21 protein-coding genes are annotated in these 21962 nt (G+C 57.9%); 17 read left to right on the top strand and 4 right to left on the bottom strand.

Translation table 11 applies throughout. The features are described 5' to 3' along the window. Nucleotides 1-6: 6 nt before the first annotated feature. From gyrB to dnaA, 4 genes are read right to left on the bottom strand one after another with little or no spacing between them, the layout of a single operon-like run. Nucleotides 7-2424 carry a DNA topoisomerase (ATP-hydrolyzing) subunit B gene (gene gyrB / locus P7C00_RS00495; RefSeq protein WP_123723708.1) on the bottom strand — a complete coding sequence of 806 codons (2418 nt, stop codon included), beginning with the start codon at nt 2422-2424 and terminating at the stop codon, nt 7-9. A 4-nt stretch (nt 2425-2428) separates the two neighbouring features. Then, on the bottom strand, nt 2429-3532 hold the full coding sequence (recF, locus tag P7C00_RS00490) for a DNA replication/repair protein RecF (RefSeq protein WP_404937967.1): 1104 nt from the start codon (nt 3530-3532) through the stop codon (nt 2429-2431). Nucleotides 3533-3552: 20 nt separating this feature from the next. Next, entirely contained in the window at nt 3553-4656 is a 1104-nt protein-coding gene (gene dnaN, locus P7C00_RS00485) for a DNA polymerase III subunit beta (protein ID WP_011058392.1), read from the bottom strand. Nucleotides 4657-4694: 38 nt separating this feature from the next. Beyond that, on the bottom strand, nt 4695-6233 hold the full coding sequence (gene dnaA / locus P7C00_RS00480; protein WP_346634710.1) for a chromosomal replication initiator protein DnaA: 1539 nt from the start codon (nt 6231-6233) through the stop codon (nt 4695-4697). A gap of 566 nt (nt 6234-6799) precedes the next feature. Here dnaA and rpmH point away from each other — a divergent pair. The 17 genes from rpmH to P7C00_RS00395 all read left to right on the top strand — a co-directional run bounded on the left by rpmH (nt 6800) and on the right by P7C00_RS00395 (nt 21961). After that, entirely contained in the window at nt 6800-6934 is a 135-nt protein-coding gene (gene rpmH / locus P7C00_RS00475; protein ID WP_003213577.1) for a 50S ribosomal protein L34, read from the top strand. Nucleotides 6935-6950: 16 nt separating this feature from the next. After that, nucleotides 6951-7352 carry a ribonuclease P protein component gene (rnpA, locus tag P7C00_RS00470; RefSeq protein WP_197662869.1) on the top strand — a complete coding sequence of 134 codons (402 nt, stop codon included), beginning with the start codon at nt 6951-6953 and terminating at the stop codon, nt 7350-7352. Next, complete coding sequence (yidD, locus tag P7C00_RS00465) at nt 7345-7590, top strand: membrane protein insertion efficiency factor YidD (RefSeq protein ID WP_003213574.1); 246 nt, start codon at nt 7345-7347, stop codon at nt 7588-7590. The genes rnpA and yidD overlap by 8 nt, the downstream gene beginning before the upstream one ends. A 2-nt stretch (nt 7591-7592) precedes the next feature. Next, complete coding sequence (gene yidC / locus P7C00_RS00460) at nt 7593-9293, top strand: membrane protein insertase YidC (RefSeq protein ID WP_041120515.1); 1701 nt, start codon at nt 7593-7595, stop codon at nt 9291-9293. Nucleotides 9294-9372: 79 nt separating this feature from the next. Further along, on the top strand, nt 9373-10743 hold the full coding sequence (gene mnmE / locus P7C00_RS00455; RefSeq protein WP_346634711.1) for a tRNA uridine-5-carboxymethylaminomethyl(34) synthesis GTPase MnmE: 1371 nt from the start codon (nt 9373-9375) through the stop codon (nt 10741-10743). A 331-nt stretch (nt 10744-11074) separates the two neighbouring features. Further along, nucleotides 11075-12487, top strand: a complete 1413-nt coding sequence (locus P7C00_RS00450; RefSeq protein WP_404937966.1) for an amino acid permease — start codon at nt 11075-11077, stop codon at nt 12485-12487. Between the two features lie 4 nt (nt 12488-12491). Next, nucleotides 12492-13313: a phytanoyl-CoA dioxygenase family protein gene (locus tag P7C00_RS00445; protein WP_404937965.1), complete on the top strand. Its 822-nt coding sequence runs from the start codon at nt 12492-12494 to the stop codon at nt 13311-13313. Nucleotides 13314-13551: 238 nt separating this feature from the next. Beyond that, nucleotides 13552-14250: a DUF2167 domain-containing protein gene (locus P7C00_RS00440; RefSeq protein WP_404937964.1), complete on the top strand. Its 699-nt coding sequence runs from the start codon at nt 13552-13554 to the stop codon at nt 14248-14250. A gap of 566 nt (nt 14251-14816) precedes the next feature. Further along, entirely contained in the window at nt 14817-16709 is a 1893-nt protein-coding gene (gene mnmG / locus P7C00_RS00435; protein ID WP_170001381.1) for a tRNA uridine-5-carboxymethylaminomethyl(34) synthesis enzyme MnmG, read from the top strand. A 5-nt stretch (nt 16710-16714) separates the two neighbouring features. After that, nucleotides 16715-17350 carry a 16S rRNA (guanine(527)-N(7))-methyltransferase RsmG gene (gene rsmG, locus P7C00_RS00430; protein ID WP_404940126.1) on the top strand — a complete coding sequence of 212 codons (636 nt, stop codon included), beginning with the start codon at nt 16715-16717 and terminating at the stop codon, nt 17348-17350. Between the two features lie 18 nt (nt 17351-17368). Continuing rightward, nucleotides 17369-18166: a ParA family protein gene (locus P7C00_RS00425; RefSeq protein WP_317070754.1), complete on the top strand. Its 798-nt coding sequence runs from the start codon at nt 17369-17371 to the stop codon at nt 18164-18166. 9 nt (nt 18167-18175) lie between these two features. Then, nucleotides 18176-19048: a ParB/RepB/Spo0J family partition protein gene (locus P7C00_RS00420; RefSeq protein WP_047306723.1), complete on the top strand. Its 873-nt coding sequence runs from the start codon at nt 18176-18178 to the stop codon at nt 19046-19048. Between the two features lie 148 nt (nt 19049-19196). Continuing rightward, nucleotides 19197-19604, top strand: coding sequence for a F0F1 ATP synthase subunit I (locus P7C00_RS00415; protein ID WP_016964883.1), 408 nt, complete (start codon nt 19197-19199; stop codon nt 19602-19604). A gap of 16 nt (nt 19605-19620) precedes the next feature. Beyond that, nucleotides 19621-20493 (top strand): F0F1 ATP synthase subunit A, encoded by an 873-nt coding sequence (gene atpB / locus P7C00_RS00410; RefSeq protein WP_102862414.1) that lies wholly within the window; start codon nt 19621-19623, stop codon nt 20491-20493. A gap of 133 nt (nt 20494-20626) precedes the next feature. After that, nucleotides 20627-20884 (top strand): F0F1 ATP synthase subunit C, encoded by a 258-nt coding sequence (gene atpE, locus P7C00_RS00405; RefSeq protein WP_002555987.1) that lies wholly within the window; start codon nt 20627-20629, stop codon nt 20882-20884. 57 nt (nt 20885-20941) lie between these two features. Further along, nucleotides 20942-21412: a F0F1 ATP synthase subunit B gene (locus P7C00_RS00400; protein WP_011064385.1), complete on the top strand. Its 471-nt coding sequence runs from the start codon at nt 20942-20944 to the stop codon at nt 21410-21412. Nucleotides 21413-21424: 12 nt separating this feature from the next. After that, nucleotides 21425-21961 (top strand): F0F1 ATP synthase subunit delta, encoded by a 537-nt coding sequence (locus P7C00_RS00395; protein WP_346634715.1) that lies wholly within the window; start codon nt 21425-21427, stop codon nt 21959-21961. The last annotated feature ends 1 nt before the right edge of the window (nt 21962 follow it).

The following is a 21962-nucleotide window of genomic DNA, read 5'->3' as shown; positions in this document are numbered from 1 at the left end:
CCTGGATCAGAAGTCCAGGTTGGACACCGCCAGGGCATTGCTTTCGATGAAGTCGCGACGTGGCTCGACCGCATCACCCATCAGGGTGTTGAAGATCTGGTCGGCGCCGATGGCGTCTTCGATGGTCACCTTGAGCATGCGGCGCATGCTTGGGTCCATGGTGGTTTCCCACAGCTGGTCAGGGTTCATCTCGCCCAGACCTTTGTATCGCTGGATGGTGTGACGCTTGGTGCTTTCCGCCATCAGCCAGTCCAAGGCTTCCTTGAACTCGGTCACGGCCTTCTTGCGCTCGCCGCGCTGAACATACGCGCCCTCGTCCAGCAGGGTGCTCAATTGAGCGCCCAGGGAGACCACGGTCTTGTAGTCGTTGCTGCCGAAGAAGTCGCGGTTGAAGGTGACGTAGTTGGACAGGCCGTGGGAGATCAGCTCGACCTCTGGCAGCCAGACATTACGCTCACGGTCTTCCCGCAGGCTGGCCTTGTAGACCAGGCCCGACTTCTCGGAGGTGCGCAGGCGGGCGTCGTACTTGGCCAGCCAATCCTGCATGGCGGCGTGATCGGACAGTTGCTCCATGGTCACGGCCGGCAGGTAGATGAAGTGCTCGGTCAGTTCCTGCGGGTACAGGCGCGACAGGCGTTTGAGGGTTTTCATTACCATGCGGAAATCGTTGACCAGACGCTCCAGCGCCTCGCCGGAGATCCCCGGAGCTTCGTCGTTCAGGTGCAGGCTGGCATCTTCCAGAGCCGACTGGGTCATGTAGTCTTCCATGGCCTCGTCGTCTTTGATGTATTGCTCTTGCTTGCCTTTCTTGACCTTGTACAGCGGAGGCTGGGCGATGTAGATGTAGCCGCGCTCGATCAGCTCCGGCAGCTGACGGAAGAAGAAGGTCAGCAGCAAGGTACGGATGTGCGAACCGTCGACGTCAGCATCGGTCATGATGATGATGTTGTGATAACGCAGCTTGTCGATGTTGTACTCTTCGCGGCCGATGCCGCAGCCCAGTGCGGTGATCAAGGTGCCGACCTCTTGCGAGGAGATCATCTTGTCGAAGCGAGCTTTCTCTACGTTGAGGATCTTGCCCTTGAGTGGCAGGATCGCCTGGGTCTTGCGGTTGCGTCCCTGCTTGGCGGAGCCGCCAGCAGAGTCACCTTCCACCAGGTAGAGTTCGGACAGGGCAGGGTCCTTTTCCTGGCAGTCCGCCAGTTTGCCCGGCAGGCCGGCGATATCCAGCGCGCCTTTACGACGGGTCATTTCACGGGCTTTACGCGCCGCTTCACGAGCACGAGCAGCGTCGATCATCTTGCCCACCACCAACTTGGCTTCGTTGGGGTTTTCCAGCAGGAAGTCGGAGAAGTACTTGCCCATCTCCTGTTCAACAGCGGTCTTCACTTCGGAAGAGACCAGCTTGTCCTTGGTCTGGGAGCTGAACTTAGGGTCCGGCACCTTCACCGAGATGATCGCGGTCAGGCCTTCACGAGCGTCGTCACCGGTGGTGGCAACCTTGTGCTTCTTGGCTAGGCCTTCGGCTTCGATGTAGGTGTTCAGGTTACGAGTCAGAGCAGAACGGAAGCCCACCAAGTGGGTGCCACCATCGCGCTGTGGAATGTTGTTGGTGAAGCACAACAGGTTCTCGTTGAAGCTGTCGTTCCACTGCAGGGCGATTTCCACGCCAATGCCGTCTTCACGCTGGATGTTGAAGTGGAACACCTGGTTGACCGCTGTCTTGTTGGTGTTCAGGTATTCAACAAACGCCCGCAGGCCACCTTCGTACTTGAACAGCTCTTCCTTGCCGCTGCGCTCATCCTTGAGGATGATGCCGACGCCGGAGTTGAGGAAGGACAGTTCACGAATCCGCTTGGCCAGGACGTCCCAGCTGAAGTGGATGTTCTTGAAGGTTTCAGCCGAAGGCTTGAAGTGGATCTGGGTACCGGTGGTTTCGCTGTCGCCAACGATCTTCATCCGCTCTTGCGGAACACCGTGGACATAGGTCTGTTCCCAGATCTTGCCGCTGCGGCGCACAGTGAGGATCAGCTCTTCGGACAGGGCGTTCACTACCGACACACCTACGCCGTGCAGACCGCCGGAGACCTTGTAGGAGTTATCGTCGAACTTACCGCCAGCGTGGAGCACGGTCATGATGACCTCTGCCGCCGAGACGCCTTCTTCTTTATGCACATCGACCGGGATGCCGCGACCATTGTCGCGAACGGTGATGGATTCGTCCGGGTGGATGATGATGCTGATGTCGTCGCAGTGGCCGGCCAGCGCTTCGTCGATGGAGTTATCGACCACCTCGAACACCATGTGGTGCAGACCGCTGCCGTCATCGGTGTCGCCAATGTACATACCGGGACGTTTGCGTACGGCATCCAAACCTTTCAGCACCTTGATGCTGGTCGAGTCGTACGTATTTTCTTCGCTCATGCCTTCACTCCCGATGGTCGTGGGTCTGGGTGATACGGCCTTGTTCCACGTGGAACAAAGCGACTGGCGTTTCCGTCTGCCAGCCTTCCCTCAATAATTCGTGGTCTACACAGGTGATAAACACCTGGCAGCGTAAGTCTTCCAACAAGCGACAAAGTGCGCGGCGATGCTGCTCGTCCAACTCGGACGGCAAGTCATCCACCAGATAAATACACTGACCGCGACGGGCCTGGCTCACCAAGTGCCCCTGGGCAATGCGCAAGGCACAGACCACCAACTTCTGCTGGCCACGGGACAAGATGTCCGCGGCGTTGTGTCCGCCTAAGCGCAGACGCAAATCAGCACGTTGTGGACCGGCCTGGGTATGACCCATTTGCTGATCGCGGTGCAGGGCGGTCGCGAGGACTTCACTGAGCTCTCGTTCCTTGTCCCAACCGCGGTAATAGCTAAGCGTCAGGCCCTCGAGCTGCAACAACTCGCCCAAGGTCCGCTCAAAGACTGGTTTCAAGGCTTTGATGTATGCGCGGCGGTATTCATCGATTTCAGCGCTGGCCTGACACAGTTCCCGGTCCCAGGCCGCTTGCGAAGCGGCGTCAAGTGTACCATGCCGCAGCCATGAGTTCCGCTGCCGCAGGGCCTTCTGCAAGCGCTGCCAGGTGGACATGAAGCGAGGTTCCACATGGAACACTCCCCAGTCCAGGAACTGCCGGCGGATCTTTGGAGCGCCTTCCAGCAGGCGAAAGCTATCCGGGTTGATCAGTTGCAGCGGCAGGATCTCTGCCAGCTGCGCCGCGCTGCGGGCATTCTGACCGTCGATACGGATCTGGAACTCCCCCTGACGATCCCGAGATATCCCCAGGCTACTGTGCCCACCCTGAGCCAACTCCACCTGGCCGAAGACCGTACAGGCCAGCTGCTCATACTGGATCACCGGCAACAGGCGGGCACTGCGAAACGAGCGGGCAAGCCCCAGCAGATAGATGGCTTCCAGCACGCTGGTTTTTCCACTGCCGTTGGCGCCATAGAGAAGGTTGATGCGGGGAGAGGGGGAGAAGGTCACCGGGTGCAGATTGCGCACCGCGGTGACCGAGACGCGACTGAGGGACATCTAGCTTCTGCTGAGCATGATTACAGGCGCATCGGCATGACAACGTAAGCCGAGTCGTCGTTGTCGGATTCCTGCACCAGCGCACTGCTGTTGGAGTCGGAAAGAATCAGGCGCACCTGTTCGGTGGTCATCACCCCCAGCACGTCCAGCAGGTAGCTGACGTTGAAGCCGATTTCCAGCGAGCCGCCGTTGTACTCCACGCCCACTTCTTCTTCCGCTTCTTCCTGCTCCGGGTTGTTGGCCTGGATCTTCAACTGACCATTGGCCAGTTGCAGACGGATGCCGCGGTACTTCTCGTTGGACAGGATCGCGGTACGGCTGAAGGCTTCACGCAGGGCCTGACGGTCACCCAGTACCAGCTTGTCACCGCCTTTTGGCAGCACGCGCTCGTAGTCAGGGAACTTGCCGTCCACCAGCTTGGAGGTGAAGGTGAACTCGCCGGTAGTGGCGCGAATGTGGTGCTGACCCAGGACGATGCTGACGTTGCCATCCGGCTCGGTGAGCAGACGGGCCAGCTCCAGGATGCCTTTACGCGGCACGATCACCTGGTGGCGATCCGGCTGGCCGATATCCGCCTGCATCGAGCACATGGCCAGACGGTGACCATCGGTGGCCACGGCGCGGATGATACCGGCGGACACTTCCAGCAGCATGCCGTTGAGGTAGTAGCGCACGTCCTGCTGGGCCATGGCGAAGCTGGTGCGTTCGATCAAGCGACGCAGACGGCTTTGCTCCAGCTGGCAGGTCAGCGAGCCAGGGCCTTCTTCCACGGTAGGGAAGTCGTTGGCTGGCAGGGTCGACAGGGTGAAGCGGCTACGCCCGGCCTTCACCACCAGTTTCTGCTCGTCGACCTTGATATCGATCAGCGCGTCGTTGGGCAGGCTCTTGCAGATGTCCATCAGCTTGCGCGCGGGAACGGTGATTTCCCCCGGCTCTGCGGGCTCTTCAAGTTGCACACGACCGACCAGCTCGACTTCCAGGTCGGTACCGGTCAGCGACAGTTGCTGGCCTTCGACAACCAGCAGCACGTTGGAAAGTACCGGCAAGGTCTGACGGCGTTCGACGACGCCGGCGACCAGTTGCAGGGGTTTCAACAGGGCTTCGCGTTGAATGGTGAAATGCATGGTCTAGTCCCTTGCCTTAATAAGCTGCGTTGGAGTCATCAAGTGGTCAGAGTACGCAGCAGGTTCTTGTAGTCCTCGCGGATGTCCGCGTCGGATTCCTTAAGTTCATTGATCTTGCGGCAGGCGTGCAGAACCGTGGTGTGGTCGCGACCGCCGAACACATCGCCGATTTCCGGCAGGCTGTGGTTGGTCAGCTCCTTGGACAGGGCCATAGCCACCTGCCGTGGACGAGCCACCGAACGCGAACGTCGCTTGGACAGCAGATCGGAAATCTTGATCTTGTAGTACTCGGCGACGGTGCGCTGGATGTTATCCACAGACACCAGTTTGTCCTGCAGGGCCAGCAGGTCCTTCAGGGATTCGCGAATCAGCTCGATGGTGATGTCGCGCCCCATGAAGTGCGAGTGGGCGATGACACGCTTGAGTGCGCCTTCCAGTTCACGGACGTTGGAACGAATCCGTTGAGCAATGAAGAACGCCGCATCGTGGGGCAGTTCGACCTTGGCCTGGTCGGCCTTTTTCATCAGGATCGCCACCCGGGTTTCCAGCTCCGGAGGTTCTACCGCCACCGTCAGGCCCCAGCCGAAGCGGGACTTGAGGCGTTCTTCCAGGCCTTCGATTTCCTTCGGATAACGGTCGCTGGTGAGAATCACCTGCTGGCCGCCTTCGAGGAGGGCGTTGAACGTATGGAAGAACTCTTCCTGGGAACGCTCCTTGCGGGCGAAGAACTGGATGTCGTCGATCAGCAATGCGTCGACCGAACGATAGAAACGCTTGAATTCGTTGATGGCGTTGAGCTGCAGCGCCTTGACCATGTCCGCAACAAAACGCTCGGAATGCAGGTACACGACCTTGGCATTCGGATTCTTCTTTAATAGGTGGTTACCCACGGCGTGCATCAAGTGGGTCTTACCCAGACCGACGCCGCCATAAAGGAAGAGCGGGTTGTAGCCATGCTTGGGGTTGTCCGCCACCTGCCAGGCCGCAGCCCGGGCCAGTTGGTTGGACTTACCCTCAACGAAGTTTTCAAAGGTGAAGGTGCGGTTCAGGTAGCTGGTGTGCTTGAGCGCACCTTCTACCTGGACGGTACGCTGCTCGGCGCGTACCGGTGCCTGCTGCGAGCTGGCGCCCGCCATCGGGTCGAAGCTGTCACGAGAGGGTTCTTCACTGACTTCGGCTGCCTTCTGCGCCGCGGCTTTCTTGGCCGGGGCAGAGCTGGTGGCCTGAGTCGGCGCGGGAGCGGCCGGGACTGCATTGGCGGCCGCAGCCTGCAACGCCTGGGAGGCGGCTGCGGCCAGCGGCGCATTAGGCGCGGCTCGCGGCGCCGAACTGCGTTTGCTGCCTATTAATAAGGAAAGAACCGGCGCCGTGCCGTTGCCGTGTTCATCCAGCAGCTCGAGCACGCGGCCCAGGTACTTTTCGTTGACCCAATCGAGAACAAAACGATTCGGTGCGTAAACACGCAACTCGTCGCCTTCGGCTTCGACCTGTAGCGGACGGATCCAAGTGTTGAATTGCTGGGCAGGCAGCTCATCACGCAGAAGCTCCACGCACTGCTGCCAAAGTTCCACTGACACGGATATCCCCTAAGTTGAAAGCCGGTGAGGCAAAAACAAGCGGCCATTGTAGCGATCAGCCGTCCACTTATCCACATGTAGCGTGCCCTGAGGACACTAAGAATCAACGCCTTACCCCGAATAAACACGACCAATGGTATGTGCATAAGCTCTGTGGATAACCCCACTTGAGGTCGTTGTACAACTCGGGGTGAAACTCAGTGGATAACTCGCCTGTGGATAACCTACCTTTCCACACACAGCTTTTCCGATAGCGCAGCACAGGCAGAGCACGGCTTCTCAACCGTGTTGTCATTCTCTGTACAGCACGGAATATAAGGGCTAAAGGCAGTTATCCACAGAAGGTAGCGTCCCTAGCCTTTATAAGCTTTACAGAAAAGCTTTAAATACTTTCCTTCTTTATTTTTATATCTAGCCAACCCTGAGTCACAACCCTGGACCCGGACATACATAGATAAAGGAAAAGCTGGTTGGAAATTGACCTAGAGGCTTGCTTTCTCTAGAATCGCCGGTCTCTTAAAACGGGGGCCATTCCGGCCCGTTGTGGACGAACCAGGTAACACGACATGAAACGTACTTTCCAACCAAGCACTATCAAACGCGCTCGTACCCACGGTTTCCGTGCTCGCATGGCTACCAAGAACGGTCGTGCCGTCCTGTCGCGTCGTCGCGCCAAAGGTCGTGCGCGTCTGGCAGTTTGATAATCCGGCACTGGAGGTGAGTCAGGACTTCAGTCGGGAAAAGCGTCTGCTTACCCCCCGGCACTTCAAGGCGGTCTTTGACTCCCCTACCGGCAAGGTTCCGGGGAAAAATCTCCTGCTCCTTGCGCGCAACAACGATCTTGATCATCCCCGTTTGGGGCTCGTGATCGGGAAAAAGAGCGTAAAACTCTCCGTTGAGCGCAATCGCCTCAAGCGTCTGATGCGCGAATCGTTTCGTCTCCACCAGGACTCACTGGTCGGATGGGATATCGTTATCGTCGCGCGTAAAGGTTTGGGCGATGTAGAAAACCCCGAATTGATTCAGCATTTCGGCAAACTCTGGAAACGTCTGGCGCGCAACAAGCCGGAACCAGCAGTCAAATCCGAAACTGTAGGGGTAGACAGTCCCGATGCGTAAACTGGCCCTCGTTCCGATCCAGTTTTACCGCTATGCCATTAGTCCTCTGATGGCCAATCACTGTCGTTTCTACCCCAGTTGTTCCTGCTACGCGTTGGAAGCCATCGAAAATCATGGCCTTCTACGCGGTGGCTGGCTGACCTTTCGTCGTTTAGGTCGCTGTCATCCGTGGAATCCCGGTGGTTATGACCCGGTTCCACCTATCCCTACCTCCCGTTCTTCTTCGATGGCCGAGTAATCATGGATATCAAACGCACGATCCTGATCGTCGCCCTGGCAATCGTGTCCTATGTCATGGTTCTTAAATGGAACCAGGATTATGGCCAGGCTGCCCTGCCGACTCAGAATGTTGCTTCCAGCACGACCGCTCCGGGCTTGCCGGATACGCCAACTGGCACTCCCGCTGCCAACGACGACATTCCACGCGCCGCAAGCGATACCACTGCACCCGCAGAAGCGCCGGTTGCTGCAAGCAAAGATCTCATTCAGATCAAAACGGATGTGCTCGACCTGGCTGTCGATCCACAAGGTGGGGATATCGCGCAACTGCGTTTGCCACTGTATCCACGTCGTCAGGACCACCCGGAAATTCCTTTCCAGCTGTTCGATAACGGCAACGAGCGAACTTATCTGGCACAAAGTGGCTTGATTGGCAGCAACGGCCCGGACGCCAACCCGGCCGGTCGCCCGATCTACTCGGCAGAGAAGAAAAGTTATCAACTGGCTGAAGGTCAGGACCAATTGGTCGTCGACCTGAAGTTCAGCAAGGACGGCGTCAACTACATCAAGCGCTTCACCCTGAAGCGTGGCCTGTATGACATCACCGTTTCCTACCTGATCGATAACGAAAGCGCGCAACCTTGGACCGGTGCGATGTTCGCCCAGCTCAAGCGCGACGCCAGTTCCGATCCGTCCTCCAGCACCGCCACCGGCACCGCGACTTACCTGGGCGCAGCCCTGTGGACAAGTTCCGAGCCGTACAAAAAAGTGTCCATGAAAGACATGGACAAGGTGAACGAGGATAAATCCAAGGCCCCAATCACTGAAAACGTTCAGGGTGGCTGGGTAGCTTGGCTGCAACACTACTTCGTGACGGCCTGGATTCCGCCAAAAGGCGAAAATAACCAGGTCCTGGCGCGTAAAGACAGCAAAGGCAACTACATCATTGGCTACACCGGCCCTTCGATGACTGTTGCTCCAGGTGCCAAGGCTGAAACCAGCGCCATTCTGTACGCCGGTCCGAAAAGCCAGGCCGTGCTGAAAGAGTTGTCCCCAGGTCTTGAACTGACTGTGGACTACGGTTTCCTGTGGTTCATCGCCCAACCCATCTTCTGGCTGCTGCAACATATCCACAGCCTGGTGGGTAACTGGGGCTGGTCGATCATTTTCCTGACCATGCTGATCAAAGGGATCTTCTTCCCTCTGTCGGCCGCCAGCTACAAGTCCATGGCACGTATGCGTGCAGTGGCACCTAAACTGGCCGCGCTGAAGGAAAAATTCGGCGACGATCGTCAGAAAATGTCCCAGGCGATGATGGAGCTGTACAAGAAAGAGAAGATCAATCCGCTGGGTGGCTGCTTGCCGATCCTGGTGCAGATGCCGGTCTTCCTGTCCCTGTACTGGGTACTCCTGGAAAGCGTGGAAATGCGCCAGGCACCGTTCATGCTGTGGATTACCGACCTGTCGATCAAGGATCCGTTCTTCATCCTGCCGATCATCATGGGCGCCACCATGTTCATCCAGCAGCAGTTGAACCCGACTCCTCCGGATCCGATGCAGGCCAAGGTGATGAAAATGATGCCGATCATCTTCACCTTCTTCTTCCTGTGGTTCCCTGCAGGTCTGGTGCTGTACTGGGTAGTGAACAACTGCCTGTCGATCGCACAACAGTGGTACATCACTCGTAAGATCGAAGCGGCTACCAAGAAAGCAGCTGCCTGACCTACGCTGTGGATAACCACACAAGACGCCCCCTAGTGGGGCGTTTTGCTATCTGTCACTTTTGTCTGGATGTCGGGTTATGAATGTCCCTCGTGAAACCATCGCCGCTGTCGCCACTGCCCAAGGTCGCGGTGGCGTGGGCATCGTACGGATTTCCGGGCCCCTGGCGAGCCTGGCCGCCAAGGCCATCAGCGGCCGCGAATTGAAACCGCGATTCGCGCATTACGGCCCCTTTCTCAGTGAACAGGGAGATGTGCTGGATGAAGGCATCGCCCTGTATTTCCCTGGGCCGAACTCCTTCACCGGCGAAGATGTGCTGGAGCTCCAGGGCCATGGCGGCCCCATCGTTCTCGACATGTTGTTGCAGCGTTGCCTGGAGCTGGGCTGCCGCCTGGCCCGACCTGGAGAGTTCAGCGAGCGCGCCTTTCTCAATGACAAGCTCGACCTGGCCCAGGCCGAAGCCATTGCCGACTTGATCGAAGCCAGTTCCGCACAGGCAGCGCGCAATGCCTTGCGCTCGTTGCAGGGGGCATTCTCCCAGCGTGTGCATAACTTGACCGAACAGCTGATTGCCCTGCGGATCTATGTCGAAGCGGCGATCGATTTTCCCGAGGAGGAAATCGACTTCCTCGCCGATGGCCACGTGTTGAGCATGCTCGATGCGGTACGCGACGAGTTATCCACAGTACTGAGGGAAGCCGGGCAGGGCGCCTTGCTCCGTGACGGCATGACGGTGGTGATCGCTGGCCGCCCGAACGCCGGCAAGTCCAGTCTGCTCAATGCCCTGGCCGGGCGCGAGGCGGCCATCGTCACCGATATCGCCGGCACCACTCGAGACATACTCAAGGAACATATCCACATCGACGGCATGCCGTTGCACGTGGTGGACACCGCCGGCCTGCGGGACACCGAGGATCAAGTGGAAAAGATCGGCGTCGAACGTGCGCTAAAAGCCATCAGTGAAGCCGACCGGGTACTGCTGGTGGTGGACGCCACTGCAGCAGAGGCGGCTGACCCCTTCGCCCTGTGGCCAGAATTTCTTGAGCAGCGTCCGGACCCGGCCAAGGTGACCTTGATCCGCAACAAGGCCGATCTGACTGGCGAGCCCATCGCTCTGGAAACCTGTGACGATGGTCACGTCACCATCAGCCTCAGTGCCATGTCCGCGGGTGTTGGCCTGGACTTGTTGCGTGAGCATCTCAAGGCTTGCATGGGTTATGAACAGACTTCCGAAAGCAGCTTCAGTGCTCGCCGCCGGCACTTGGAGGCCCTGCGCTATGCCAGTGCCGCACTGGAACACGGCCGGGCCCAGCTGACCCTGGCCGGTGCCGGAGAGCTGCTGGCCGAGGATCTGCGCCAGGCACAGCAGTCCCTGGGAGAAATTACCGGGGCATTCAGCTCCGATGACCTGTTGGGACGGATCTTTTCCAGCTTCTGCATCGGCAAGTAGCTGACGATCGACCCCGGTGCTCGGCGCCGGGGCGATTGGCCTGTGGGTAACTCCTGTCAACGCAGGGCTTTCAGCCGTTACCTTTATCCCCCCCGCCATGGATCTGCGACCTTGGGTAACAGCTTCAAGTTGCAGATCGTCAATTTATCGTTATCAAAGCGATAGATAGCGGCTAGATCGCCGAAGTTAACCGAATTCGAAAAGTGGTTCCTGATTTGCATCGATGATTCTGTACAGGTTCGTACATCTGGGAAAACTGACCTTGATGTGCGGCCTGGGCCGGCTGACGGACGCCGGCTGATCCCGATGAATCTGCATTCAAGGAACAGACATGGCAAACGCGGGCTCTGCTTTACACCGTGGCTTGAGCACTCGGCACATCCGCTTCATTGCTCTGGGTTCAGCCATAGGCACCGGGTTGTTCTACGGCTCGGCGGCCGCTATCCAGAAGGCTGGCCCCTCGGTCCTGCTGGCTTACCTGATTGGCGGCGCGGCAATCTACCTGACCATGCGCGCCTTGGGTGAAATGGCTGTCAGAACCCCGGTTTCCGGCTCCTTCGGGTATTACGCCAGCCACTATCTGGGGCGCTACGCCGGGTTTCTCACCGGTTGGAGCTACGCCTTTTCAATGCTCATGGTGTGCCTGGCGGACGTCACCGCCTTTGGTGTCTACATGGGCCTTTGGTTTCCCGATACACCGAGGTGGATCTGGGTACTGAGCATTGTCCTCGGCATCGGCGCCTTGAATCTGTGCAGCGTGCGGGTATTTGGCGAGATGGAGTTCTGGCTGTCGCTGCTCAAGGTCTGCGCCATCCTCGCCATGATCGTTGGCGGCTTTACTCTGTTGTTCTTCGGTATCCAACTGGGAGAGGGCCAGGCCAGCATGGGGCCGAGCAACCTCTGGGAGTACGGCGGCTTCTTCCCCAATGGCCTGGAGGGAATGATCGCCTCCTTCACCATCGTCATGTTCGCTTTCGGCGGCATCGAGGTGATCGGCATCACCGCCGGCGAGGCCAGGGACCCGCAGCGCATGATTCCCAAGGCCATCAACTCGGTGCCGCTGCGGATCCTGATCTTCTATGTCCTCACCTTGCTGATCCTACTGATGTTGCTTCCCTGGTCGAGCGTCGGTAACCAGGGCAGTCCATTTGTGCAGATTTTCAGCAGCCTGGGGATAGGTTCGGCGGCCACAGTGCTGAATATCGTGGTGATATCAGCGGTGGTTTCGGCGATCAACAGCGATATCTTCAGTGCCGGCCGCATGATGTATGGCATGGCCGCCATCGGTCAGGCGCCGGCCATTTTTGCCAGCACCTCGCGATTCGGCGTGCCCTGGATGACGGTGCTGGTGATGTCTGTGGCATTGCTGCTCGGGGTGCTTCTCAACTACTGGGTACCGGAAGAGCTGTTCCTGATCTTTGCCTCTCTGGTGACCTTTTCGGTGGTCTGGGTCTGGCTGATGATCCTGTTGTCGCAGATGGCCATGCGTTGGGCCATGACAGCCGAAGAGATCCAGGCGCTGCACTTTCCGGTTCCCCTGGGGAATGGAGGCCAGCTCTGCGCGGCAGTCTTCATGTTGTTCATCTTCGGTGTACTGGGCGCATTTCCCGATACTCGCCTGGCATTGTATGTGGGGTTGGGTTGGCTAGCGTTGTTGTCGTTGGCCTATTGGATATGGATCAGACCAGGTTCCTTCAGCAAGGCAGGGATCGAGCCCGGTATTGAAGCTCATGAAAAAGGATAAGCCCATGGGATCGTTCGAGTTGCCGTTATCTACCGTCGAAGCCTTCCAGCGCGATGGCGCGGTGTGCATTCGCCAATTGTTCAGTGCTGCTGAAGTTGCCTTGCTGGAGCAGGGCATCGAACGCAACCTGGCGCAACCCAGTGAACGGGCCAAGGTCGCCAGTGGCCCTGATGATCCGGGTTGGTTCTTCGAGGACTTCTGCAACTGGCGTGAGAATCCCGACTATCGACGGTTCATCTTTGAAAGCCGAGTCGGCCATGTCGCCGCGCAACTGATGGGTAGTGCGCAAGCGCAGCTGTATCACGACCATCTGCTGGTCAAGGAGCCCAATACCCGGCAGCGCACACCCTGGCATCAGGATCAGCCTTACTACAACGTTGAGGGGCGGCAGAACTGCAGCATGTGGATGCCCGTGGACCCGGTTGCCCGGGAGTCGACCCTGGAGTTCGTCGCCGGGTCACACCTGGGGCCCTGGTTGATGCCCCGCACCTTTCTGGATAACCAGGCCAAGTGGTTTCCGGAAGGCAGCCTGGCGGATCTTCCGGACATCGAGGCCGATCGCGAGGAGTGGAGCATTCTTGGCTGGGAGCTGCAGCCCGGCGATGCCGTTTTTTTCCACATGCTGACCTTGCACGCCGCCGGTGGCGTCAGCGGAGATCGGCGGCGGCGGGCCTTTTCCCTGCGCTTTCTGGGGGAAGACATGCGACATGCACCAAGGCCCTGGCGAACATCTCCCGAGTTCCCCGGCTTGAGCGAGCAACTTCCGGCTGGTGCGCCTTTGCAACATGAGTTGTTTCCACAGCTCTGGCCTCGGCAACGGACCTGAGCAAAGGTTATCCACAGTTCGGTTCGGGGCTCTCGGACCACTGTGGACAAACAGCCCAGTCGCAGGAGTATCCATCGTGTTTCAGGCTTGAAAATCAGACGTATCCGATATGCCTTCCCTGAAAAGCAGACCACCATTGCCGGTTGCTGTATTTGGATGGACCCGCGCTCATCCGGAAGTAGTGCCCGGATGAATCTGTCGCCGGCCAGTGTATGAACCAACTGTGTGGAAGGTGTTTATGCGCTTCAGTCGTTGTGTCGCAACCTTTGGTCTGGTCCTTGTATGGCAAGGCGCCCTGGCCCAAACCTCGCCCGAACAGGTGTCGATGACGGAGCGCGGCAATGTCTTCGAGCAGGCCAGCCGCTCCGCAGTCGTTGGCCCGGCGAGCATCGAGCTGCTGGGCAAGGCGACTCTGGAACTGGCCCAGGACTATGTTTTCGTCGGACCGCCGGAAGCCTTTCGGATTCTGCAGACGTTCGACTCCAGTGCGCTAGCCTCCGAAGTCCTGGGCCTGGTGTTTCCCAAAGATCATTCCCAGCAGTGGTTCGTTTCGGTGGATGCCCATGATCCACAGGGAACCGCCTACAACGCTGGTCATGTCCAGGCCAGCAATGCCCAGGAATTGGGTTTTACACCTCTTCAATCATCACATTGGATAAATGAGTCCGGCGCTGAAGCGAGAAATCCCATAGTGGCTCTGCTACAGGGTGACAGCTCGGTCGACAGGCCTTTCGCGTTGAGCGTTACAGCAACGGCTGCCGGCAATGATTCCGGCCGGCTCAATGCTCAAGCGCTGGCCAATGCCTTTGAGTACACCCAACGCAGCCTGCCGGAGACCGGTATCGCATTGTTGAAAAGGTACTGGATCGCCCTGGCAGTGTTGCTACTGGGACTGAGCTGGTGGATTCAGGGACGGCTGACACGCATCGCCTCATAAACCCGCTTAAGTCCGCTCGATTATCCAAAGACAGGTCTGCTGAGGCCTGTCTGTTTCGCTTATCAGACATTTTTTGATTGCACCTTTGCCGGAATCGGCTTCAGCGAAGAGCTTCTGCGTGGGCGTCTTTTAGCCAAGGCTACGGATTTCTGTGGATTAAGCCCTGTGAATAACTGGCCCTCAGCTCAGTTGATAACCGGGCTTCAAAGCTGAGGAAAACCACGCCTGTGGATAACCACCTCATTCATCCACAGGTTTAAAGCGCTTATCCAAGGGCCTCACGGGCACCTAACCACAGAGTTTAAAACCTCTGTACATATTGAATATAAAGGCCTGTAGCAATCTATCCACAGAAGTGGTGCTGCATAAGAATAAACATAAAAACAAAGATTTAATAAATTTCTCTCTTTTAATTTCTATTGTCCGTCAGTCATCCACAGCTGGTTAAATTTTGTGCAAAGGGTTCTTTAGAAAGGTCGAAGTCCCTATACTTGCCGCCTTGGTCCAAAAACCAACCCGACAACTACTCCTAATTACTCCTACTTGAAGCAGGCACGAGGTGCGTGGTGGATTTCCCTTCCCGTTTTGAAGTGATCGTCATCGGCGGCGGTCATGCCGGTACCGAGGCAGCACTTGCATCAGCACGCATGGGGGCAAAAACCCTGTTGCTGACGCATAACGTGGAAACCCTCGGAGCAATGAGCTGCAACCCCGCGATTGGTGGGATCGGCAAGAGCCACCTGGTCAAGGAAATCGATGCCCTGGGCGGCGCGATGGCCATGGCTACCGATAAAGGTGGTATTCAGTTTCGTGTCTTGAACAGTCGTAAAGGCCCAGCCGTGCGTGCTACTCGCGCCCAGGCCGACCGCGTTCTGTATAAGGCCGCTGTTCGCGAGATTCTCGAGAACCAGCCCAACCTGTGGATATTTCAGCAAGCAGCCGATGACCTGATCGTCGAGCAGGATCAGGTGCGAGGCGTGGTGACTCAAATGGGTCTGCGGTTCTTCGCTGAATCCGTGGTCCTGACGACAGGGACCTTTCTCGGCGGACTTATCCACATCGGGATGCAGAACTATTCCGGTGGTCGAGCCGGCGATCCACCTTCGATCGCCCTGGCCCAACGTCTACGGGAGCTGCCGCTGCGCGTTGGTCGGTTGAAAACCGGTACTCCACCGCGTATCGATGGCCGTTCTGTGGATTTCTCGGTGATGACCGAGCAGCCAGGAGATACACCTATTCCGGTGATGTCGTTCCTGGGCTCGAAAGAACAGCATCCACAACAGGTCAGTTGCTGGATTACCCACACCAACGCCCGCACCCACGAGATCATTGCCTCGAACCTCGATCGTTCGCCGATGTATTCCGGGGTAATCGAAGGCATCGGCCCGCGTTACTGCCCGTCGATCGAAGACAAGATCCACCGCTTCGCCGACAAGGAAAGCCATCAGGTGTTTATCGAACCCGAAGGCCTGACCACTCACGAGCTGTATCCGAACGGGATATCCACATCCTTGCCGTTCGACGTGCAGTTGCAGATCGTGCAATCGATCCGCGGCATGGAAAACGCTCATATCGTGCGCCCGGGTTATGCCATCGAGTACGACTACTTCGATCCGCGGGACTTGAAATACAGCCTGGAAACCAAAGTCATCGGCGGCTTGTTCTTCGCCGGTCAGATCAACGGCACCACCGGGTACGAAGAAGCTGGTGCCCAAGGTTTGCTGGCCGGTGCCAACGCCGCACTGCGTGCCCAGGGCAAAGACAGCTGGTGCCCGCGCCGCGATGAAGCCTATATCGGTGTGCTGGTCGATGACCTGATTACTCTTGGCACCCAGGAACCGTACCGGATGTTCACTTCCCGGGCGGAATATCGCTTGATCCTGCGTGAAGACAACGCCGATCTGCGTCTGACCGAAAAAGGTCGCGAGCTGGGTCTGGTGGATGACGTGCGCTGGGCCGCCTTCTGCAAGAAACGCGAAGGTATTGCCCAGGAAGAACAGCGCTTGAAGTCGACTTGGGTTCGGCCTGGAACCGAGCAGGGCGATGCGATTGCTCAGAAATTCGGCACCCCGCTGACTCACGAGTACAACCTGCTGAACCTGCTGAGCCGTCCAGAAATCGACTACGCTGGTCTGGTCGAAGTGACCGGGCATGGCGCTGAAGATCCACAAGTCGCGGAACAGGTCGAGATCAAGACCAAGTACGCAGGCTATATCGATCGCCAGCAGGACGAAATTGCTCGTCTGCGGGCCAGCGAAGACACCAAGTTGCCTGTGGATATCGATTACACCGGCATTTCCGGGTTGTCGAAGGAAATCCAGAGCAAGCTTGGCGCGACCCGTCCGGAAACCCTGGGCCAGGCATCGCGAATTCCCGGCGTGACCCCCGCGGCAATTTCCCTGTTGATGATTCACTTGAAAAAACGCGGCGCGGGCCGTCAGTTGGAGCAAAGCGCTTGAGTTCTATGGTCACCCCACAACACGCGGATGAGTTATCCACAGGCGCTCGCCAGCTCGGTGTCAATCTGAGCGCAACCCAGCACGAATTGCTGCTGGGTTACCTGGCCCTGTTGATCAAGTGGAACAAGGCTTACAACCTGACGGCGGTGCGCGACCCGGATGAAATGGTCTCCCGCCATCTGCTCGATAGCTTGAGCGTAATGTCGTTCATCGAAAACGGCCGCTGGCTGGATGTCGGCAGCGGTGGCGGGATGCCGGGGATTCCCCTGGCGATCCTGTTTCCCGAGTCGCAAGTCACCTGTCTGGACAGCAATGGCAAGAAAACCCGTTTCCTGACCCAGGTAAAACTCGAACTCAAGCTGGATAACCTGCAAGTTATCCACAACCGGGTCGAAGCCTTCACCCCTGAGCGGCCATTCAATGGGATCATTTCCCGGGCGTTCAGCAGCATGGAGAACTTCACCAGTTGGACCCGCCACCTGGGCGACCGCGATACACGCTGGCTGGCAATGAAGGGCGTCCATCCCTCTGATGAGCTGTTAGCATTGCCGGCAGACTTCCACCTCGATAGCGAACACGCCTTGGCCGTACCCGGTTGCCAAGGCCAACGCCATCTGCTGATACTGCGCCGCACGGCATGATTGGGAACACAAGCAAGAATGGCTAAGGTATTCGCGATAGCGAACCAGAAAGGTGGCGTGGGCAAGACCACCACCTGCATCAACCTCGCAGCATCCCTGGTAGCGACCAAGCGCCGGGTGCTGTTGATCGATCTCGATCCACAGGGCAACGCCACCATGGGTAGCGGTGTGGATAAACACGGTTTGGAAAACTCGGTCTACGACCTGCTGATCGGCGAATGCGACCTGGCCCAGGCCATGCACTTCTCCGAGCACGGCGGTTATCAATTGCTGCCGGCCAACCGCGACCTGACGGCCGCGGAAGTGGTGCTGCTGGAAATGCAGATGAAGGAAAGCCGTCTGCGCAGCGCCCTGGCACCGATCCGTGAAAACTACGACTACATTCTGATCGACTGCCCGCCGTCGTTGTCGATGCTCACACTCAATGCCCTGGTGGCCGCCGATGGGGTGATTATCCCCATGCAGTGCGAGTACTACGCATTGGAAGGCTTGAGCGACCTTGTGGATAACATCAAGCGCATCGCTGAACTGCTCAATCCGCAGCTCAAGATCGAAGGCTTGTTGCGCACCATGTTCGACCCGCGGTTGAGCCTGATGAACGATGTTTCCGCCCAGCTCAAGGAACACTTCGGTGAGCAACTTTACGACACCGTGATTCCGCGCAACATCCGTTTGGCCGAGGCGCCGAGCTACGGCATGCCGGCATTGGCGTACGACAAACAATCCCGTGGCGCGCTGGCCTATCTGGCCCTGGCGGGCGAGATGGTTCGCCGGCAACGTAAACAATCCCGCGTCGCAGCCGCCCAGCCAACTTAAGGAATCCCCATGGCCGTCAAGAAACGAGGTCTCGGACGTGGACTGGATGCACTGTTGAGTGGTCCGACTGTCAGTGCCCTGGAAGAACAAGCGGTGCAGGCCGACCAGCGTGAGCTGCAGCACCTGCCCCTGGACCTGATCCAGCGCGGCAAGTACCAGCCGCGCCGGGATATGGACCCACAGGCGCTGGAAGAGTTGGCGAATTCCATCAGGACCCAGGGCGTGATGCAGCCGATCGTGGTGCGCCCCATTGGTGGTGGGCGCTTTGAAATCATCGCCGGTGAACGCCGCTGGCGTGCCAGCCAGCAGGCTGGCCAGGAGACCATCCCGGCGATGGTCCGCGATGTGCCGGATGAAACCGCCATCGCCATGGCGCTGATCGAGAACATCCAGCGCGAAGACCTCAATCCCATCGAGGAAGCGGTGGCTCTGCAGCGCCTGCAGCAGGAATTCCAGTTGACTCAGCAACAGGTCGCCGAAGCAGTGGGCAAGTCCCGTGTCAGCGTGGCCAACCTGCTGCGCCTGATTGCCTTGCCTGAGGTGATCAAGACCATGTTGTCCCACGGCGACCTGGAAATGGGTCATGCCCGTGCTTTGCTCGGATTGCCGGAAAATCAACAGGTTGAAGGGGCGCGACACGTTGTCGCACGAGGTCTCACTGTGCGTCAGACCGAGGCACTGGTTCGCCAGTGGCTGAGCGGCAAACAGGAGCCTGCTGAACCGGTCAAGCCGGACCCGGATATCGCCCGTCTCGAGCAGCGCCTGGCTGAGCGCCTGGGCTCTGCGGTGCAGATTCGCCACGGGAAGAAGGGCAAGGGACAGCTGGTGATCGGCTATAACTCCCTGGATGAGCTGCAAGGCGTCCTCGCTCACATCCGCTGAAACATTTCCTTATGTAGCGCGCAGTCGGAAATCACTACCCGGCAGTTGAATAGGGGCTGAACCGCCCCTATACTCTGCGCGCATTTTGTCGGCACAAATTATGCCAAGTTATTGAATTCTGGCAGCCGACCCTTGAGGAGCAAGAGCGATGGAAACCCGCACGCCAAACCGCTTGCCGTTTCATCGCTTGGCGGTTTTTCCGGTTTTACTGGCTCAGTTGGTCATTCTACTGATAGCCGCTCTGGCGCTTTGGCAATGGCGTGGAGTCGTTGCCGGATACTCAGGCCTTTGCGGAGGACTGATAGCCTTGCTACCCAATGTGTATTTCGCTCACAGGGCATTTCGGTTTTCCGGCGCCCGAGCGGCCCAAGCCATCGTCCGGTCTTTTTATGCCGGCGAGGCGGGCAAACTGATTTTGACGGCGGTGCTGTTTGCACTGACGTTTGCAGGTGTGAAGCCATTGGCGCCGCTGGCTGTATTCGGCGTCTTCGTGCTGACCCAACTGGTCAGCTGGTTCGCTCCCCTGCTAATGAGAACAAGACTTTCGAGACCTTAGGGCGTTTGAGGCAACCATGTCAGCAGAAACAACCGCTTCGGGCTATATCCAGCACCACTTGCAGAACCTGACCTTCGGTCAGCTACCCAATGGGAGCTGGGGCTTTGCCCACTCCGCAGCAGAAGCCAAGGAAATGGGCTTCTGGGCATTCCACGTCGATACCCTCGGCTGGTCTGTCGCACTGGGTGTGATCTTCATTCTTCTGTTCCGCATGGCGGCCAAGAAGGCGACTTCCGGCGTGCCGGGCGCTTTGCAGAACTTCGTTGAAGTCATGGTTGGCTTCGTCGATGGCAGCGTGAAGGACAGCTTCCACGGCCGCAGCCCGGTGATCGCACCGCTGGCGCTGACCATTTTCGTCTGGGTGTTCCTGATGAACGCCATCGACCTGGTACCGGTGGATTGGATTCCGCAACTGGCCATGTTGATCTCGGGCGATCCGCACATTCCATTCCGTGCCGTTTCCACCACTGACCCGAACGCCACCCTGGGCATGGCCCTGTCGGTGTTCGCGCTGATCATTTTCTACAGCATCAAGATCAAGGGCATCGGCGGCTTCATCGGCGAACTGACCCTGCATCCGTTCGGCAGCAAGAACATCTTCGTTCAAGCGCTGCTGATTCCGGTGAACTTCCTGCTGGAGTTCGTGACCCTGATTGCCAAGCCGATCTCTCTGGCACTGCGTCTGTTCGGCAACATGTATGCCGGCGAACTGGTGTTCATCCTGATCGCTGTGATGTTCGGCAGCGGTCTGCTGTGGCTCAGCGGCATGGGTGTGGTTCTGCAATGGGCGTGGGCTGTGTTCCACATCCTGATCATCACCCTGCAGGCCTTTATCTTCATGATGCTGACCATCGTCTACCTGTCGATGGCGCACGAAGAGAACCATTAAGACCAGTCTCGACTAGTCTGATGTCCCTCTCGTTGCGGCGAGAGGGAGCCCGTCTCGGGCTCGATGAAACGATTTGTTTTACCGCTTTAATCTAAAAAACCTAAACCATACGACGTAAAAGTCGGGAGGAAAGATGGAAACTGTAGTTGGTCTAACCGCTATCGCTGTTGCACTGTTGATTGGCCTGGGCGCACTGGGTACCGCAATTGGTTTCGGCCTGCTGGGCGGCAAGTTCCTGGAAGGCGCTGCGCGTCAACCAGAAATGGTTCCAATGCTGCAAGTCAAAATGTTCATCGTTGCCGGTCTGCTCGACGCCGTAACCATGATCGGTGTTGGTATCGCTCTGTTCTTCACCTTCGCAAACCCCTTCGTTGGTCAACTCGCTGGCTAATCACTCGAGTATTCGAGTTGATTGGTGTGACGGACAACGAACGAGCGAGGTGTTGGCGTGAACATTAATGCAACCCTGATTGGCCAGTCCGTTGCGTTCTTAATTTTTGTATTGTTCTGCATGAAGTTCATTTGGCCTCCGGTCATTGCTGCTTTGCACGAACGTCAAAAGAAGATCGCGGATGGACTGGACGCTGCCAGCCGAGCAGCTCGTGACCTGGAACTGGCCCAAGATAAAGCGGGTCAGCAACTGCGCGAAGCTAAAGCTCAGGCAGCTGAAATCATTGAGCAAGCCAAGAAGCGCGGTTCTCAGATCGTCGACGAAGCCCGTGAACAGGCTCGTGTCGAAGCTGAACGTGTGAAGGCTCAGGCTCAGGCCGAGATCGAACAGGAACTGAACGGTGTCAAAGACGCGCTGCGTGCCCAACTGGGCAGCCTGGCAGTCAACGGCGCAGAGAAGATCCTGGGTGCCACAATCGATCAAAACGCGCACGCAGAGCTGGTTAACAAACTGGCTGCTGAAATTTAAGCGAGGGCGATCATGGCAGAACTGACCACGTTGGCCCGACCTTACGCTAAGGCGGCCTTCGAGCACGCTCAGGCCCACCAGCAGCTGGCCTCTTGGTCAGCCATGCTCGGCCTGGCTGCAGCGGTGTCACAAGATGACACCATGCAGCGCGTGCTTAAGGCCCCGCGACTGACGAGCGCAGAAAAGGCCAGCACTTTTATCGAAGTGTGTGGCGACAAGTTTGATGCACAGGCACAGAATTTCATTCACGTTGCCGCCGAAAACGACCGTCTCCTGCTGTTGCCGGAGATCTCCGCTCAGTTCGACCTGTACAAGGCCGAGCAAGAGAAATCGGTGGATGTGGATGTAACCAGTGCGTTCGCATTGAACCAAGAACAGCAAGACAAACTCGCCAAGGTTCTCAGTGCACGGCTCGGCCGGGAAGTGCGACTGCACGCTGCGGAGGATGCCAGCCTTATTGGTGGCGTCGTAATCCGCGCCGGCGACCTGGTTATCGATGGCTCGATTCGCGGCAAACTCGCGAGCCTTGCCGAAGCATTGAAATCTTGAG

Source organism: Pseudomonas sp. JDS08PS003 (assembly GCF_045013505.1).
GTDB classification, from domain to species: Bacteria; Pseudomonadota; Gammaproteobacteria; order Pseudomonadales; family Pseudomonadaceae; genus Aquipseudomonas; species Aquipseudomonas protegens_B.
Note: the sequence above shows the minus strand (reverse complement) of the source record. Positions and strands in the feature narration are given on the sequence as shown.